Source organism: Neobacillus sp. Soil_C_43 (assembly GCF_057656715.1).
In genome coordinates this window covers 114,456-129,495 of the sequence record NZ_JBDGJV010000012.1, presented here as the reverse complement: position 1 = coordinate 129,495, position 15,040 = coordinate 114,456, and the positions used below count along the sequence as shown (strand labels likewise).

Sequence of the window (15,040 nt, the reverse complement as noted above, 5' to 3'; positions counted from 1 at the left end):
ATTATTTGAGGCTGGGAAGGTTACTTCCCGGTCTTTTTTATTTCATAAGATTGTGTTCCAAAAGGTCTCACAACTGAAGATATGTGAAAAAAATCACACAATTATTTTGAATTTTTTAAAAAGTTTGATTGACAATGTAAGCGGTTTACAATATTATTTACATCAAGGAATCTAACATAGATTTATGATAGATTTATGTTGAATCTATGATGATAGTTATGTGATCTACGAAAGGTTGGTGTGATTATGCAGTCCAATAGAGTTCTAGCTAAGTACTTAGTAGAAACTGCATTTCCTCTAGATTTCGCAGCCGAAGTGATGGCAGGGGAACAATCAACTGGAACCTTTGTATCAGTACCAGGAGAAACACCTGAGCTGAAGGAGAAACACGGAGCCCATGTTGTTCAAATTACAGAATTAGAGACTGTCAGAACCCCTTCCCTACCAGGAGCCCAGCTTCCAAAGGGAATCGATTCGTCCAACGTGGAGTACCGGAGAGCGATCATCGAGCTATCGTTCCCACTTGATAATTTTGGACCATCCTTACCGAACCTTCTATCGACGGTTGCTGGAAATTTATACGAGCTTGGGGCTTTTTCCGGATTAAGATTAATAGATATTGAGTTGCCTAATGCTTTTGCTGAAAAGTATCCTGGACCTCAATTTGGTATAAAAGGAACGAGGGCAATAAGCGGGGTGGATGAAAGACCGTTAATTGGAACAATCATTAAACCAAGCATCGGACTACATATAGAAGATTATAGGCCGCTTGTCAGGGAGCTTGCCGAGGCAGGCATTGATTTCATAAAAGATGATGAATTATGTGCTAATCCTGCTTTCGCACCGCTTGAGCAGCGGGTCAAGGTCATCATGGAGGAAATCGAACGAGTGGCGGATCGAACAGGAAAAAAATTGATGTACGCCTTTAATATTACAGGTGATATCGACGAACTCCGTAGAAATCATGATCTTGTATTAAATGCCGGCGGTACTTGTGTCATGGTGTGTGTAAATAGTGTTGGGCTAAGTGGTACTGCCTATTTACGACAATATTCTCAGCTGCCGATTCACGGACACCGCACACAATGGGGGGCAATGTCCCGCGACCCGCTATTAGGAATGAGTTTTACAGTCTTTCAAAAGCTTTGCCGACTTGCAGGAGTAGATCATCTGCATACGAATGGCTTAAACAATAAATTCTCTGAGGATAACGAAACAGTTGCACAAGCAATTCGGGATAGCTTAACCCCTTTCCTTGGTGGATACCCGATTATGCCTGTCCTTTCTTCTGCACAATGGGCAGCAAGTGCTATCCCAACTTATGAAGCGGTCCAAACGACAGATTTTATCCATTTGGCCGGCGGAGGAATTCTTGCTCACCCAGATGGGATTGAGGCAGGGGTGCTTAGTATGAGGCAAGGATGGGAAGCCGCTGTTCAAAGAATTCCTTTGGAAACCTACGCAAAGCAAAACCCTGAGTTAGCTAAAGCAATAGATAAATTTTCGACAACATAAGCTTGGAGGTAAAACACAATGAAAGAAAGCGAACTGTTACTCGCTTTTTATGGAGATGATTTCACTGGATCAACGGATGCGATGGAATCGTTGGCCATCAGCGGATATCGGACGGTTCTTTTTCTCGAGCCGCCGAATGAAGAATTACTTAAGCGGTTTGAAGGAATTAGCTGTATTGGGGTGGCAGGAACAAGTAGGGCTAAAAATCCCGAGGACATGGAAGAAGAGCTTCGTCCAGTTTTCAAGAGCTTTGCTGAAACAGAGGCAAAGGTGGTTCATTATAAGACTTGTTCAACATTTGACTCCGCTCCCGAAGTAGGAAGTATCGGAAAAGCGATCGAAGTGGCGAGAGAGTATTTTAGCAAGGAAAAGGTTATTCCTCTTCTTGTAGGGGCACCACCTTTAGGACGATTTACCGTCTTTGGCCAGCACTTTGCCAGAATGCACGATACAGTTTATCGATTAGACCGCCATCCGGTTATGTCTAGGCACCCGATTACACCGATGAGTGAAGCGGACTTACGCCTGCATCTTGCAGAACAAACTTCTGAAAAAATTGAACTGATGAACATTTTAGAATTAGAAGGCAGTATTGAGGCTGTACGGGAAAGGTACAATCAGAAATTGAATCAACCAGGCGTACTGCTCCATGATGTGCTTGATGAAGATCGCCTTCGTATAAGCGGGCAATTGATTTGGGAATCTGCTAAAGAGAATAGAACCTTTGCAGTAGGCTCATCTGGCTTAGGCTATGCCTTAACAGCCCATTGGAAAAATGCTGGTGTAGCACCTAGGATTCAAGAGTCAGTGGAATCTGTTCCTGCTAGAAATCAAGTATTTGCAGTTTCAGGAAGCGCTTCGATGGTTACTCAGCAGCAAATTGAAGAGGCACTTGCAGATGGATTCCATGGGATTAAAATTAAACCAGAGCAAATCGTCCAAACTGATTCTGTCCCCCTTGAATTGCTTGATCAGGTTATTCAACTGATTAAGGATGGGAAAAGCGTGATTCTTTATACTGCAATGGGGCCAGAGGATGAAGCGATATCAGCTACACGTGAACTATTCAATCAGCTGGGGATTCCGGAATACCAATCTGGTGAGTTGATTGGACGTCAGCTTGGTAAATGGACACGTGAAGTCATGGAGGCCACCGATATTCGCCGCGTGATTGTCGCAGGCGGGGATACCTCTGGATTTGCTACCCGGGAAATGGGTGTGTATGGATTAGAAATGCTGATGCCAATTTCTCCAGGAGCACCACTTTGTAAGGCTTATTCCGATAAAAGCTTGATGAACGGGATTGAAATAGCGCTTAAAGGCGGCCAGCTGGGCGGCAGTAATTATTTTTCAAATGTACAAAAGGCAACGAATGAATCAAAATAGATTAGTGTTTGAATTAACTAATCATAGTGGAAAGTAGATGGAATGTATGGCAAAAGTAGGAACGGCACCTCTTTTAAAAGATGTGGCTTACCAGCAGATTAAAGAAAATATACTCGACGAAAAATTTCCTCAGGGAAGCTTTCTTTCTGAGCGAGAATTAATTGAAATTCTTCAAATGAGTAAAACACCGATCAAAAATGCGTTAGTTCGTTTGGAAACAGAAGGTTTTGTTACGATCTCATCCAAACAAGGGATTATCATCAATGAACTATCATTAAACCGGATTATTGATATTTATAATCTTCGAGTCGCACTTGAAACCTATATTTGCTCGCAAATCGCAGGTAAATTAACGGAAGAACAGTGCCGGAAGATAGAAGAGAATCTTGATGTCACCGAAGAAATGGCGATGCAATTAGATATAAAGGGATTCACACGTGCCGATCATGACTTTCACCTTCTACTCTGTGAATGCTTGGGTAACCAAGAAATATATCGCATCTTGCTGAATTATCAAGATCACTTGCAACGAATCACCCTGCTTCATTTAAGGAAAGACCCGCAAAGGATGCAACAGTTCTCGCAAGAGCACTTTAAAATCTATCAATCTCTGAAAACAGGTGACCAAAAAGCAAGCGAACTGATTGAGGATCATCTCCAGCAATCGAAGCAAAAACTATTGTTATAGCTTTGGTGCCTAACACCAACTGATTATGTTAACAAGAAGATACACAAAGGGGAGAGGTACATTGAAAGCGGTATTTGTAGAAGATGCTTATGAGGTAATTGTTAAGGAAGTGGAATTACCTCATATAGCGGATAAGGATGTATTAATTAAAGTAAAAGTGGCAGGGATTTGCGGTTCCGATATTCATACTTACAAAGGACTTCACTTATTCCGTAAGCCGCCGGTTATCATCGGTCACGAGCTGGCCGGTGAAGTAGTAAAGGTCGGAGATGGTGTTTCAAAGTTCCAGGTCGGTGACCGGGTAACCGTTGAACCCCAGGTTGGGTGTGGCAATTGTGAAGCTTGTTTAACAGGTAATGTTAACTATTGCGCACACCGCGGAGCTCCTGGCCTTAATGGCTGGTATGGAACGATGGCAGAGTACTTTGCCACACCAGAACATACCGTATTCAAATTACCAGATACCATGACTTATGATCAAGGTGTTCTCGTCGAACCGTTTGCTGTAGGGGTACATGCGGTTCGAAAAGCAGATATCCAGCTAGGTGATAAAGTGGCAATCCTCGGTGCAGGACCAATCGGACTGCTGGCACTTGCTGCAGCAAAGGCAGCAGGAGCAACGACTGTTCTTGTTACGGATATTATGGATTATGCCTTAGAGGGTGCTGTGAAAATGGGGGCAACCCATACGTTGAACACCTTAAACAAACAGGATTGGATTGTTGAAGCGAAGGATACCGTTGGCGGAGATTTTGATAAAGTTCTCATCGCAGCAGGTGTCCCAGGGATCATTGATCAAGCGATCTCCTTACTTCGTAAAGGCGGCCGCTGTGTAACGATTGCGATGTTCCACGGTACGCAAACGTTTGATATTGTCAATTTACAGCAGGGTGAGAAAGAAATTGTTGGCTGCATGACTTACACAAGAGAAGATACAATTGCGGCTATCGAACTAATCAATGCAGGCCATGTAGAGGAAGACGTGATTATTACTCACAAGCTTTCATACGAAGAAGCAGCGAGAGGATTCCGTCTTGTTGATAAAAAAGAAGAATCATCACTAAAGGTGTTAGTAGAATTTTAATCATAAATGAAAACGCTTATTTAATGAATTCGTACTAAAGGGAATGGAAGAAATTTTTTACGAACAAACAATTTAAGGGGGAAATAAAATGTTGTTGAAAAAAATTGGTATTGCAGCAGCGGCGTTATCTCTTAGTTTAAGCCTTGTAGGGTGCGGGGCGAAAGAAAAAGCGAGTGGTTCAGATTCTGGAAAAGCGGAAAAAGCAGTAACGTTAAAGCTTGGTCATATTGCAGGGGAAGATGACCCTTGGAACCTAGGTGCGAAGAAATTTGCTGAATTAGTAAATGAAAAGACAAACGGTTCTGTAAAAATCGATGTTTATGCAAGCTCAACGTTAGGAAATGACCGTGATTTAATAGAAGGAATGCAGCTTGGTTCAGTTGATTTCGCCTTGGTTGCTGGCGTACTTTCCAACTTTTATGAGCCATATTCCATTTTAGAATTACCATACTTATTCCGCGACCGTGAACATATGGAAAAGGTTTTATACGGTGAAGTGGGAGAACAATTAAAAGCAGATTTATTAACAAATGCACAGGTTCGCGGCCTTCAATTCTGGGAGCGTACGCCACGTCAATTAACAGCAAATAAAAAAGTGACTAAGCCTTCAGATCTAGATGGAATCAAAATCCGTGTTCCTGAAATCCCTGCTTCCATCGCAGCATGGAAAGCAATGGGTGCAACACCAACACCTATGGCATTCAGTGAGGTATATTCTTCCCTTCAAACAGGGGTTATTGATGCTCAGGAAAATCCACTAGCTCTAATTGAAAGTTCTAAATTGAATGAAGTCCAAAAATACTTGATCAATACAAACCACGTATACGGTTACGTTATGTTAACAATGAGTGATGCAACGTACAGCAAGCTTTCAAAGAAACAACAAAAAGCAGTTGAAGAAGCAGCAAAAGAAGCAACAGAGTATGAGAACAAGATCGTTTATGAACAAGAAAAAGAATTATTGAAGAAGGTTAAGGATGCAGGAATGGAAGTTGTTGATATTGATACAAAGCCATTCATGGAAAAAGCCAAGGCTGTTCAAAAGGAATTTGCTAATAAATCAGATGCAGATAAGAAGCTTTATGACAGCATTGTGAAAACAAAATAATTGTTAGACTGGCGGGTACCAAGGCCAACCATGGTCTCGGTACCCTTCTACTCTACTAAAGTAAAGGGGAGTTACAATGCAACAAGTTGTGAAAATGGTTGACACCTTGAATAAAGCTGTAGGAGTTATCCTCTCTTTGATGCTTGGCGTTATGTCAATTTTGATCATTTTACAAGTAATAAGCCGCTTCTTGATTCATTTTCCATTGACTTGGTCTGAGGAATTATCACGTTATTTGATGATGTACATTGTTTTTGCAGGTGCAAGCTTAGCGATGAGACATAATCAGTTAATTTCTATTGAATTACTTCCAGAGCTACTATCTGAAAAGAAACGAAAGATCGTCATTATTGCTGTTGCTATTTTATGTATTGTATTTTTTGGGGTTTTATTTTTCCAAGGAATTAATATGATCGAGCATGTCCAGGCCCAAACATCTCCGGGGTTAGGGATCTCTATGGCTATTCCGTATGCGGCTTTGCCAATTGGTTCTCTGTTGTTAGCGCTTAACGCTCTAGCTTTAATCTTTGATATTTCCTCAAAAAAGGAGGACGAAAAATAATGGCTGTCGTATTAATGATTTGTATGCTTGTGTTTTTTGCTTTAAGTGTTCCGATAGCCGTGTCAATCGGACTTGCTTCAGCCATTGCTCTTTGGTGGGAGGGAGGTACTCCATTAATCGTACTTGTTCAACGGTCGTTTACGTCCATTGACTCTTTCCCGCTTATGGCGATCCCGTTCTTTATTCTTGCTGGGACTTTAATGGAATTTGGAGGAATCTCCAAACGATTAATCAATCTTGCTAATGCGTTTACGGGCCATCTTCCAGGGGGGCTAGCCATTGTTACGATTGTAACGGCAATGTTCTTCTCGGCCATTTCCGGCTCTAGTGCTGCCACAACTGCAGCTTTAGGAAGTATGCTAATTCCGGGGATGATTAAACGTGGGTATGATGCAAGATTTGCTGGGGCCACTCAGGCCGTTGCTGGTGAATTAGGTATTATTATTCCTCCAAGTATTCCAATGATTTTGTATGGTGTAACGGCGTCAGTATCGATCGGTGACCTGTTTATGGCAGGATTTGTACCAGGATTGTTTATCGGCCTTGCTCTTATTTTAACTGTTTTAATTATTTCTAAAAAGCATGGGTATACGCGTGAACCAAAGAGAAACTTTAAAGAAAGAATGCTTGCTGTAAAGGAAGCTTTTCTTGCATTATTAATGCCTGTTATCATTCTTGGGGGTATTTATGGTGGTATTTTTACACCAACTGAAGCTGCCGGGGTTGCTGTAGGTTATGCTTTCATAGTGGGTGTTTTCGTTTATAAGGAAATTAAACTAAAACAACTTGCTCAAATCTTTACTCAATCAACTGTCACTACTGCTACAATTATGTTCATCATTGCGAGCGCAGGTTTGTTTGGTTGGATTATTACTCGTGCCAATGTACCGCAAATGGTTGCAGAATTCTTCATGGGCATCTCAGACAATCCGGTCATCTTCTTATTATTAGTTAACTTATTCTTGCTTATCGTCGGAATGTTCATGGAAACAAATGCATCCATTATCATCTTGGCACCATTATTATTACCAGTAGCTACACAACTTGGAATTGATCCAGTTCATTTCGGTATTATTATGATCGTTAACTTGGCTTTAGGTATGTGTACACCGCCATTTGGTGTAAACCTGTTTATCTCTTCGCAGATCGCCAAGATCAGGCTCGATCAGATATCAAAGGGAATGTTACCGTATTATGCGGTACTCCTAGTAACTTTAATGTTGCTTACCTTCATTCCGCAGTTATCAATCGGACTTGGAAGTTTGTTTAAATAAAAAAATAACTTTGGAGTTCCACATTTATCAAGGTGTGGAACTTTTCTTAGTAGTTTAATAGTTTTCTAAAGGAGTGTGGAATTCAATATGCAAAAGGAAGAATTAATTAGACAAGAACTAAGGAAGACTGGAAAATATATGATGGATTATGGACTAGCCTGGGGAACAGCAGGTAATATTAGTGCCCGGATTAGTGCAGATGAATATATGATTACGGCCAGCGGGACCTATCTTGGAGAGTTGGATCATACGGATTTAGTGGTGTGCTCACTTTCTGGTGAAGCGGTAGCTTGGGATGTAAAAAAACAATTTGACACTAGTAAAAAGCCTTCTAAGGAAACGCCCATGCATCGTGCTATTTACGAAAATCGTCCGGATATTGGAGCTGTGCTCCATGCTTCTCCTTTTTATACAACTTTGGTGGCTTGCTCTTCGATTGAGATTCCATCGAATTGGTTTGTTGAAACCATGTATTACTTAGAACGTGTTGAACGAGTAGGGTATTATCATCCAGGGACACTGGAATTAGGAAATGCGGTTGCAGAAAAGTCAAAGTCTGCAAATATTCTATTACTCGAAAATCATGGTGTTTTGGTTTATGATGTTAATATTAAAGAAGCACGAATGGCGTTGCAAACGTTGGAAATGGCCTGCAAAATGTTAATTACTTCAAGGTCAGCGAATGTGGAAATGAACGGACTCTCCAATAAGGTAGAAAGAGATTTTCTTGAGAATGCGGGCTACAAGCCTCGAAGAGATTGGTAGGAACAGGATAAAAGGATGGGAAATTATACCCATCCTTTTTTATGCTATATTTTTCTACTAATCCGTGCCTTCAATTTTATTAGATAAAGGAATCGCAGCTAACGATTGGTTCTTGTTGAATAAAGTTGGCTCTGTTTTCATACAGTTTTGTAAACAGTCATTTTTGTAGGAAACATGGAGGAGATTTGTTTTAAAGGGGGGAGCAGCATGCAATATAAGAAATCTATTATAGGTGGAGTCATTGCGATTATTATTGTAGTCGTTTTTTTCTTTTCGACTACCACTGTTGCATCAGGTTATCGAGGAGTCCTTTTGCAATTAGGGGCCGTTAAGCCAACGATTTTAGCTGAGGGGTTTCATTTTAAGCTTCCGTTTATCCAAACCGTTCAACCGATTGAGGTACGGGTACAAAAAGAAGAAAGCTCCCAGACCGCAGCCTCAAAGGATCTGCAAATCGTTACTACAAATGTGGCCGTAAACTTTTCTGTTAATCCTGAAGCCGCGAATAAATTATATCAAGAAATCGGACTGGATTACCGTTCCAGAATTGTTGATCCAGCGATTGCCGAATCGTTAAAGGCAATTACCGCGCTTTATACAGCAGAAGAATTGATTTCCAAACGCCCAGAGGTATCGGCGAAAGTAAAAGAGATGCTTGCAGCGAAATTAACAAAATATCATATGATACTTGAAGATATTAATATCAAAGAGTTTGCTTTTAGTGAAGAATTCAATAAAGCAATAGAAGCCAAGCAAACGGCTGAACAAAACGCCTTAAGGGCACAAAGAGATTTAGAGAGAATCAAAATTGAAGCGGAGCAGAAGGTCGCTCAAGCAGGGGCAGAAGCAGAAGCCCTACGCTTGAAAAAGCAAGAAGTTACGCCGGAGTTAATCCAATTAAAACAAATTGAAGTTCAAGAGAAGGCTTTGGAGAAATGGGATGGCCGCCTGCCAAGTGTAACAGGTGGAGCCACGCCGTTTATTGATGTAAATGGGCTTGAGAAACAAAAATAGAAAGAGGGGACAGTCCCCCGGCGCTTTAGCGCGGTGGGGGACTGTCCCCGTTTTATTAACTCATTTTCGGTTTAGCCACCAAGCCTTGTTGCTCGGAGGATGTGTCCTTTTGAATCAGGAAGGAGGTGAGTAAGGCTAAGATACTTCCTACAAAACCGAATATAAAGAGATGGTGAATGCCTTGCATGAAGTTGGCTCCGCTTGTTAATAGTGCCCCCATGATGGTTACACCAATCGCGGTCCCCATATTCCGGCAGAACATGAAGAAGGAAGTAGAGATACCTCTTTCATGCGCTCCCACGAGCTGCTGCACGCCGATCATTCCAACCGTTGTGAGGAGACCGAACGCTAAGCCTTGAACAATCATGACTAAGAAAATAAACCAGAAACCATGGCTAGGATCAAGCATTGTTAACAGGGAACCAGACAGGAACAATAATACATTTCCGATGATTAACAAGATGCGGTAGCCATATTTCAGAATCCATTTACCTGCTGGCACGGCAGCCACCATCCAGCCGATGGCCGTTCCGAGTAAGGCCACACCGCTAAGGAACAGCGAAAGCCCAGCGATATTTTGCAAGAACAAGGGAACAAAACTGGAAGCCCCAAATAAAGCGGTCGTTCCAATAAAGGCATTGATGTTAATTCTTGATATCATCTTATTTTTAAACATAGAAAGCGGAACGATAGGTGACTCTTGTTTCTTTTCAAAAAAGTAAAAGACCACTAAGAATACGATCCCAATCAGCGCATAAAGGACGCGGTTCTCCTTCACGATTGTATCTAATAGAAGGAATGTGACACCGACAGCGAATAGAATAGCGCCGATGTAATCGACCTTCGCTTTTTTCGGCTGGTAATTTTCTTTGTATGGCAGCAGGGTGATAAACGAAATGATACACACCGGCAGATTGACGAAGAAAATCCAGCGCCACGTCATAAACTCTACAAAGAAAGACCCTAGCAATGGTGCAAGTACGGCGGACAAGCCCCACATCGCCGTAAATAACGCTTGAATTTTGCCTCGTTTTTCAACAGAAAACAAATCTCCGGCAATGATGGCAGGGAACGGCATCATGAATCCAGCGCCAATCCCTTGCACGGCTCGGAAAATGACCAATTGAACCATATTGGCGGACAGCCCGCAAAGCAGTGAGCCTACCAAAAATAGGAGGATTCCTGTACCAAATACTTTTTTCCGTCCGAATAAATCGGATAATCTACCAGCCACAGGTGAAAGAATGGTGCTGGTGATCATGTAGGACGCGAATGACCATGCATAGAGGTCAAATCGGCCTAACTCTTTTGCAATGATGGGCATCGTCGTATTCATAATAGTCGAATCAATGGACGCAACCAGCATCGCAAGAACAATACTAACCATCACAGTTGTTCTGCTTTTCATCTATATAACCCCTTTTATTGTTGTAAAATTGTTCGCACTGTAAAAATCTTGAACTTGAGATATATTAAAGCAATTTTAGGTGGCTGTCAAGAAGAATGCGATGATGTTCTTAGCCACTGTGATAGGCCTAATGAATAGATATGTAGATATCCTTATAAAATGTGTAGATATCATTGGGATTTGTGTTGATAAACAAGAAAAGTGTGTAGATATCTGGGGAATTTGTGTAGATAAATAGGTAAAGTGTGTAGTTATTTTCTAAAAACGTGTAGAAAATTAGTTAACAATACTAGTTTCCTGTAGAATAGGGGTATTCATTTTTATGAAAGAAGGAAGGTTTTGCACATGGGAAAAAGAAAATGGTGGATCATAGCGGCTATCATATGGATGATGGGGATCTTTTGTGCGACCCAGCTTCCTTACTTTACGGGGGAAAGTACGTCAAAGACCATTGAAAAGGTAGTTGATACGGAACATAAAAGCATCGATACACCAAGTGCGGACCATGGAGTGATAAAGGTGCTGAACTTCCTGATCCGAAAGGCGACACATTTTACGGCATTTGGTATCCTTTCCTTGTTACTGTTCAAATCACTGGAAACCACTCGTTTTCCATACATACTCGCATGGTGCCTAACGTCCCTATACGCGATGAGCGATGAATATCATCAATCCTTTATGCCTGGCAGGACGGCTACTTATAAGGATGTCTTAATTGATGCCTGTGGGGCATTGGTGGTTTTGACGTTGGCTTATCTTTTAGGAAAAAGGAAGAAGAAAGCCTATTAGAAAAAGAAGGAAAGAGCATCCAGCGATGCTCTTTCCTTCTTTTTTTAATATATTAAGAAAGTATAAATTTCGACTTCGAGAATTGTCTAGCTCCAGCGCCTAGCCCTTCTGGTCAAATAACCTTCGGCAATAAAAGTCAAAAGGCGGACTTTTCTTGCCAAAGAACATTTGCCTGTCGGGGCTGGCCAAGGCGCTTGCGCATTTTCTTAGTTATCCTGTACGATTGGCTGGTCCAGCACATCTGTATCAACTGTATTAGTTGAACTTGCTCCATTAATCGTTACGATATTTACACCAGTGTTGCTAATACCCGAACCACTGAAACTTTTCGAAGCACTCTTCGGCGATACAAATACAGCCCCGCCAAACTGTACAATACCGCCACTCACCGTATCAATCTTCACTTGCCTAGGTCCAAAAGACATACAACAACATCCTTTATGAGTTAATACTTGTAATCTAATCTATGCTAAAGACCAACCAGTTGTTCATTCGGGGACAGTCCCCCGCTGCGTTAAAGCGCCGGGGGACTGTCCCCAAAAAACTACTAGAACCATCTCAGGCTTCTCCCGAAGTAGGCCCAGAAGACAAAGGTGATGATGGAGAGTGAGATGATAGTGATGAGCCAGGCGCGATCGAACAAGTTCCAGCCCTGTCTATCTGCAAACCATTCCCCCAGCAAGATGCATAGATAAAAGATGATAAATTCTTTTACCTTCAAGAAGATAAAGCTTAAAAGTCCATGGATATCCACTCACCGTTCCCCCTCGCTTGTACATCTTATTCCTTCACGAAGAGTAATATGTGTATAGTCACGGCTCGACATGTTTTTTGCGGAAAAATGATAAGAAATTCAGTAACGGAGAAGGTTTGTAGGGTTTTTAATCAAACGTTTAGGTAATGTGGAAAAAGAGGAGCCTTTGTCGAAAGAGAGGTTTTCCGAGGAAATACTTCACTTTATAGGAAATGCTGTCGAATTCTTCACTATAAAACTGACAATTTTCTTCGTTCAATTAAGAACGAAACACTATAATAGAAAGGTTTCTGATCAATCTAATCAAGCGTTTAATTAGTATAGCACAAATCGAAATAAGGCGAATGAAAACTAATATGCATGAAAAATAAAATGGCCTGATCTTCGCCCTTACTTATACAAAAACCAGTATTGGCTGTCAATTTGTTTTATATCCAATCGTTTATCCATGATATTACTTTCGTTTACCTAAAAGGAAAAAGAGCAAGTTACAAAATGCACTCGCTCTCAACAATCTGAATTAGCTGCTTTAATTGCGCCACACTCTGCTCGAGTGAAAGGGAATAATAGCGCTGGGTTCCTTTTTGTTCACTGACGACGAGTTGGGTGTCGCGCATGATTTTTAAGTGATGGGAGATGGCTGGGCGCGACAGGTTCGACTGCTCGGCAATCTCATTGACACTTAACGGTTCTTTTTCCGCAAGCAACAGGATAATGTCCTGCCTTGCCGGGTCCGCGAGAGCGGTGAATAATGGAATACATGAACGAAATACATCGATAGCTTGTTGAGCCATTTTTAACAAAACCCCTTTGTTTTAAAAAAGTTACTTTTCTCCCGCTACATATTTGGAAATTTTCGCCGCTACGCTTCTTGGCATAAATTTTGCCCCAAGCACCCCTGCTTTATTTAAGCCTCCAGTCACAATTACGCGTTTCCCACGCATCAATGCCTCATACCCCTGTTTTGCCACCACATCCGAGGACATCGCTTGATTAAACATTTTAGAGTTCTCGACACTCGCCACCGCACCGAAGTTCGTTTTTGTAGCACCGGGGCAAAGGGTGGTAACAGTTACGCCGGTACCGGCAAGCTCCTCCACAAGTGCTTCCGAAAAAGAGAGGACATAGGCTTTGCTCGCAAAATAAACCGCCATCAATGGACCTGGCTGGAATGCGGCTGTACTTGCGACATTCAGAATTCTGCCGCTGCCCTGTTGCTTCATTTTTGGCAGGAAGTAGTAGGCGAGTTCCGTTAGGGCAGTTATGTTTAATTGAATCATATTGGTCTGCTTCTGGATGTCGAGCTCATCAAAGTGGCCCATTAATCCGAAACCAGCATTGTTTACGAGTACATCGATTGAGATTCCCTTTTGTTCGACTTCTTGAAAAATTTCTTTCGCTGCGCCAGGTGTACTTAAGTCCATAGGTATGACGGTTACTTCAATATTAGAGTAGGTTTGTTTCATTTCATTTAAAGTGTTTTCGCTTCTCGCTACTAAAACAAGATTATAGCCATCCTTCGCAAAAAGTTTAGCAAACTCATAGCCTAAGCCGCTGGTTGCACCGGTAATTAATGCCGTTTTTTTCATAAAATGTACCTCCATAAGTTGGATATATGTTTAAGTGTTTAAATGTTTAAACATATAATAATTGAACGACAAACAAAAGTCAACGGACGGCAAAATGGTAAAAATATGAAACCTAATAACCTACTAATCGTATGACTAAGTAATAATGTAAATTTAGGAGTGATTACATATGTACGAGCATGAATTTGTGAGAGTAGAATTAACAACGTTTGGAGGCAAACCAAAAGAAAGTTACCACGACATGATAAGGGACTATGAAAAAGAGGGATGGGAATTAGTGCAGATTTTTGCTCCAGGAACAGCAGCCTATGGGTCTGCAGCTTATTTTGAAATCATCTTAAAGAGACGAGTGGAGTAGAGAGAATCTACATCGATTTTAACGGGATTTATTTTAGAATAAAGTAGAAGTAGAGTCCGTCTACATCGACGTTAACGGACTTTTTATTGGGAAAAGTAGAAGTAGAGCCCGTCTACATCGAAGATAACGGACTTTTTATTGAAAAAAGTAGAAGTAAGCCCGTCTACATCGACGTTAACGGATTTTTTATTGAAAAAAGTAGAAGTAGAGCCCGGCTACATCGACGTTAAAGGACATTTTATTGAAAAAAGTAGAAGTAGAATCCGTCTACATCGACGTTAAAGGACTTTTTATTGAAAAAAGTAGAAGTAGAGTCCGTCTACATCGATGATAACGGATTTTTTATTGAAAAAAATAGAAGTAGAGCCCGTCTACATCGAAGATAACGGACTTTTTATTGGGAAAAGTAGAAGTAGAGCCCGTCTACATCGAAGATAACGGACTTTTTATTGAAAAAAGTAGAAGTAAGCCCGTCTACATCGACGTTAACGGATTTTTTATTGAAAAAAGTAAAAGTAGAGCCCGGCTACATCGACGTTAAAGGACATTTTATTGAAAAAAGTAGAAGTAGAGTCCGTCTACATCGACGTTAAAGGACATTTTATTGAAAAAAGTAGAAGTAGAATCCGTCTACATCGACGTTAACGGACTTTTTATTGAAAAAAGTAGAAGTAGAGTCCGTCTACATCGATGATAACGGATTTTTTATTGAAAAAAATAGAAGTAGAGCCCGTCTACATCGACGT

16 protein-coding genes are annotated in these 15,040 nt (G+C 41.2%); 11 read left to right on the top strand and 5 right to left on the bottom strand.

Annotation, left to right across the window (positions count from 1 at the left end; all coding sequences use genetic code 11):
• Nucleotides 1-246: 246 nt before the first annotated feature.
• The 9 genes from AC3A54_RS16465 (at nucleotide 247) to AC3A54_RS16425 (ending at nucleotide 9,396) form a co-directional block, all read left to right on the top strand.
• Entirely contained in the window at nucleotides 247-1,515 is a 1,269-nt protein-coding gene (locus tag AC3A54_RS16465; RefSeq protein ID WP_487655275.1) for a ribulose-bisphosphate carboxylase large subunit family protein, read from the top strand.
• Nucleotides 1,516-1,533: 18 nt separating this feature from the next.
• A complete protein-coding gene (locus AC3A54_RS16460; RefSeq protein ID WP_487655274.1) occupies nucleotides 1,534-2,901 on the top strand; it encodes a four-carbon acid sugar kinase family protein in 1,368 nt (455 codons plus the stop codon).
• A 46-nt stretch (nucleotides 2,902-2,947) separates the two neighbouring features.
• Nucleotides 2,948-3,589: a GntR family transcriptional regulator gene (locus AC3A54_RS16455; protein WP_335545617.1), complete on the top strand. Its 642-nt coding sequence runs from the start codon at nucleotides 2,948-2,950 to the stop codon at nucleotides 3,587-3,589.
• A gap of 61 nt (nucleotides 3,590-3,650) precedes the next feature.
• Nucleotides 3,651-4,673, top strand: coding sequence for a zinc-dependent alcohol dehydrogenase (locus tag AC3A54_RS16450; protein ID WP_487655273.1), 1,023 nt, complete (start codon nucleotides 3,651-3,653; stop codon nucleotides 4,671-4,673).
• 88 nt (nucleotides 4,674-4,761) lie between these two features.
• Nucleotides 4,762-5,781, top strand: a complete 1,020-nt coding sequence (locus AC3A54_RS16445) for a TRAP transporter substrate-binding protein (RefSeq protein ID WP_487655272.1) — start codon at nucleotides 4,762-4,764, stop codon at nucleotides 5,779-5,781.
• Between the two features lie 76 nt (nucleotides 5,782-5,857).
• Nucleotides 5,858-6,343 (top strand): TRAP transporter small permease, encoded by a 486-nt coding sequence (locus tag AC3A54_RS16440; RefSeq protein WP_487655271.1) that lies wholly within the window; start codon nucleotides 5,858-5,860, stop codon nucleotides 6,341-6,343.
• A complete protein-coding gene (locus AC3A54_RS16435; protein ID WP_487655270.1) occupies nucleotides 6,343-7,617 on the top strand; it encodes a TRAP transporter large permease in 1,275 nt (424 codons plus the stop codon). Before AC3A54_RS16440 ends, AC3A54_RS16435 begins: the two co-directional genes overlap by 1 nt.
• A gap of 87 nt (nucleotides 7,618-7,704) precedes the next feature.
• The gene (locus AC3A54_RS16430) at nucleotides 7,705-8,382 is read left to right on the top strand and encodes a class II aldolase/adducin family protein (RefSeq protein ID WP_487655269.1); all 678 of its coding nucleotides are present in this window, start codon (nucleotides 7,705-7,707) and stop codon (nucleotides 8,380-8,382) included.
• A 207-nt stretch (nucleotides 8,383-8,589) separates the two neighbouring features.
• The gene (locus tag AC3A54_RS16425; protein WP_335545605.1) at nucleotides 8,590-9,396 is read left to right on the top strand and encodes a prohibitin family protein; all 807 of its coding nucleotides are present in this window, start codon (nucleotides 8,590-8,592) and stop codon (nucleotides 9,394-9,396) included.
• Nucleotides 9,397-9,451: 55 nt separating this feature from the next.
• Here the strand turns inward: AC3A54_RS16425 and AC3A54_RS16420 are convergent, their stop codons facing one another.
• Nucleotides 9,452-10,804 carry an MDR family MFS transporter gene (locus AC3A54_RS16420; RefSeq protein WP_335545603.1) on the bottom strand — a complete coding sequence of 451 codons (1,353 nt, stop codon included), beginning with the start codon at nucleotides 10,802-10,804 and terminating at the stop codon, nucleotides 9,452-9,454.
• A gap of 345 nt (nucleotides 10,805-11,149) precedes the next feature.
• Here AC3A54_RS16420 and AC3A54_RS16415 point away from each other — a divergent pair, with 345 nt between their 5' ends.
• Complete coding sequence (locus AC3A54_RS16415; protein WP_487655268.1) at nucleotides 11,150-11,593, top strand: VanZ family protein; 444 nt, start codon at nucleotides 11,150-11,152, stop codon at nucleotides 11,591-11,593.
• A 206-nt stretch (nucleotides 11,594-11,799) separates the two neighbouring features.
• Here AC3A54_RS16415 and AC3A54_RS16410 read toward each other — a convergent pair whose 3' ends face one another.
• The 4 genes from AC3A54_RS16410 to AC3A54_RS16395 form a co-directional block, all read right to left on the bottom strand.
• Entirely contained in the window at nucleotides 11,800-12,018 is a 219-nt protein-coding gene (locus AC3A54_RS16410) for a spore germination protein (RefSeq protein ID WP_335545600.1), read from the bottom strand.
• A gap of 122 nt (nucleotides 12,019-12,140) precedes the next feature.
• On the bottom strand, nucleotides 12,141-12,347 hold the full coding sequence (locus AC3A54_RS16405) for a hypothetical protein (protein WP_487655267.1): 207 nt from the start codon (nucleotides 12,345-12,347) through the stop codon (nucleotides 12,141-12,143).
• Nucleotides 12,348-12,835: 488 nt separating this feature from the next.
• Nucleotides 12,836-13,141 carry an ArsR/SmtB family transcription factor gene (locus tag AC3A54_RS16400; protein WP_335545597.1) on the bottom strand — a complete coding sequence of 102 codons (306 nt, stop codon included), beginning with the start codon at nucleotides 13,139-13,141 and terminating at the stop codon, nucleotides 12,836-12,838.
• A 30-nt stretch (nucleotides 13,142-13,171) separates the two neighbouring features.
• Nucleotides 13,172-13,936, bottom strand: coding sequence for an SDR family NAD(P)-dependent oxidoreductase (locus AC3A54_RS16395; protein WP_487655266.1), 765 nt, complete (start codon nucleotides 13,934-13,936; stop codon nucleotides 13,172-13,174).
• Nucleotides 13,937-14,105: 169 nt separating this feature from the next.
• Here AC3A54_RS16395 and AC3A54_RS16390 point away from each other — a divergent pair, with 169 nt between their 5' ends.
• Nucleotides 14,106-14,294, top strand: coding sequence for a DUF4177 domain-containing protein (locus tag AC3A54_RS16390; RefSeq protein WP_487655265.1), 189 nt, complete (start codon nucleotides 14,106-14,108; stop codon nucleotides 14,292-14,294).
• Nucleotides 14,295-15,040: the final 746 nt, after the last annotated feature.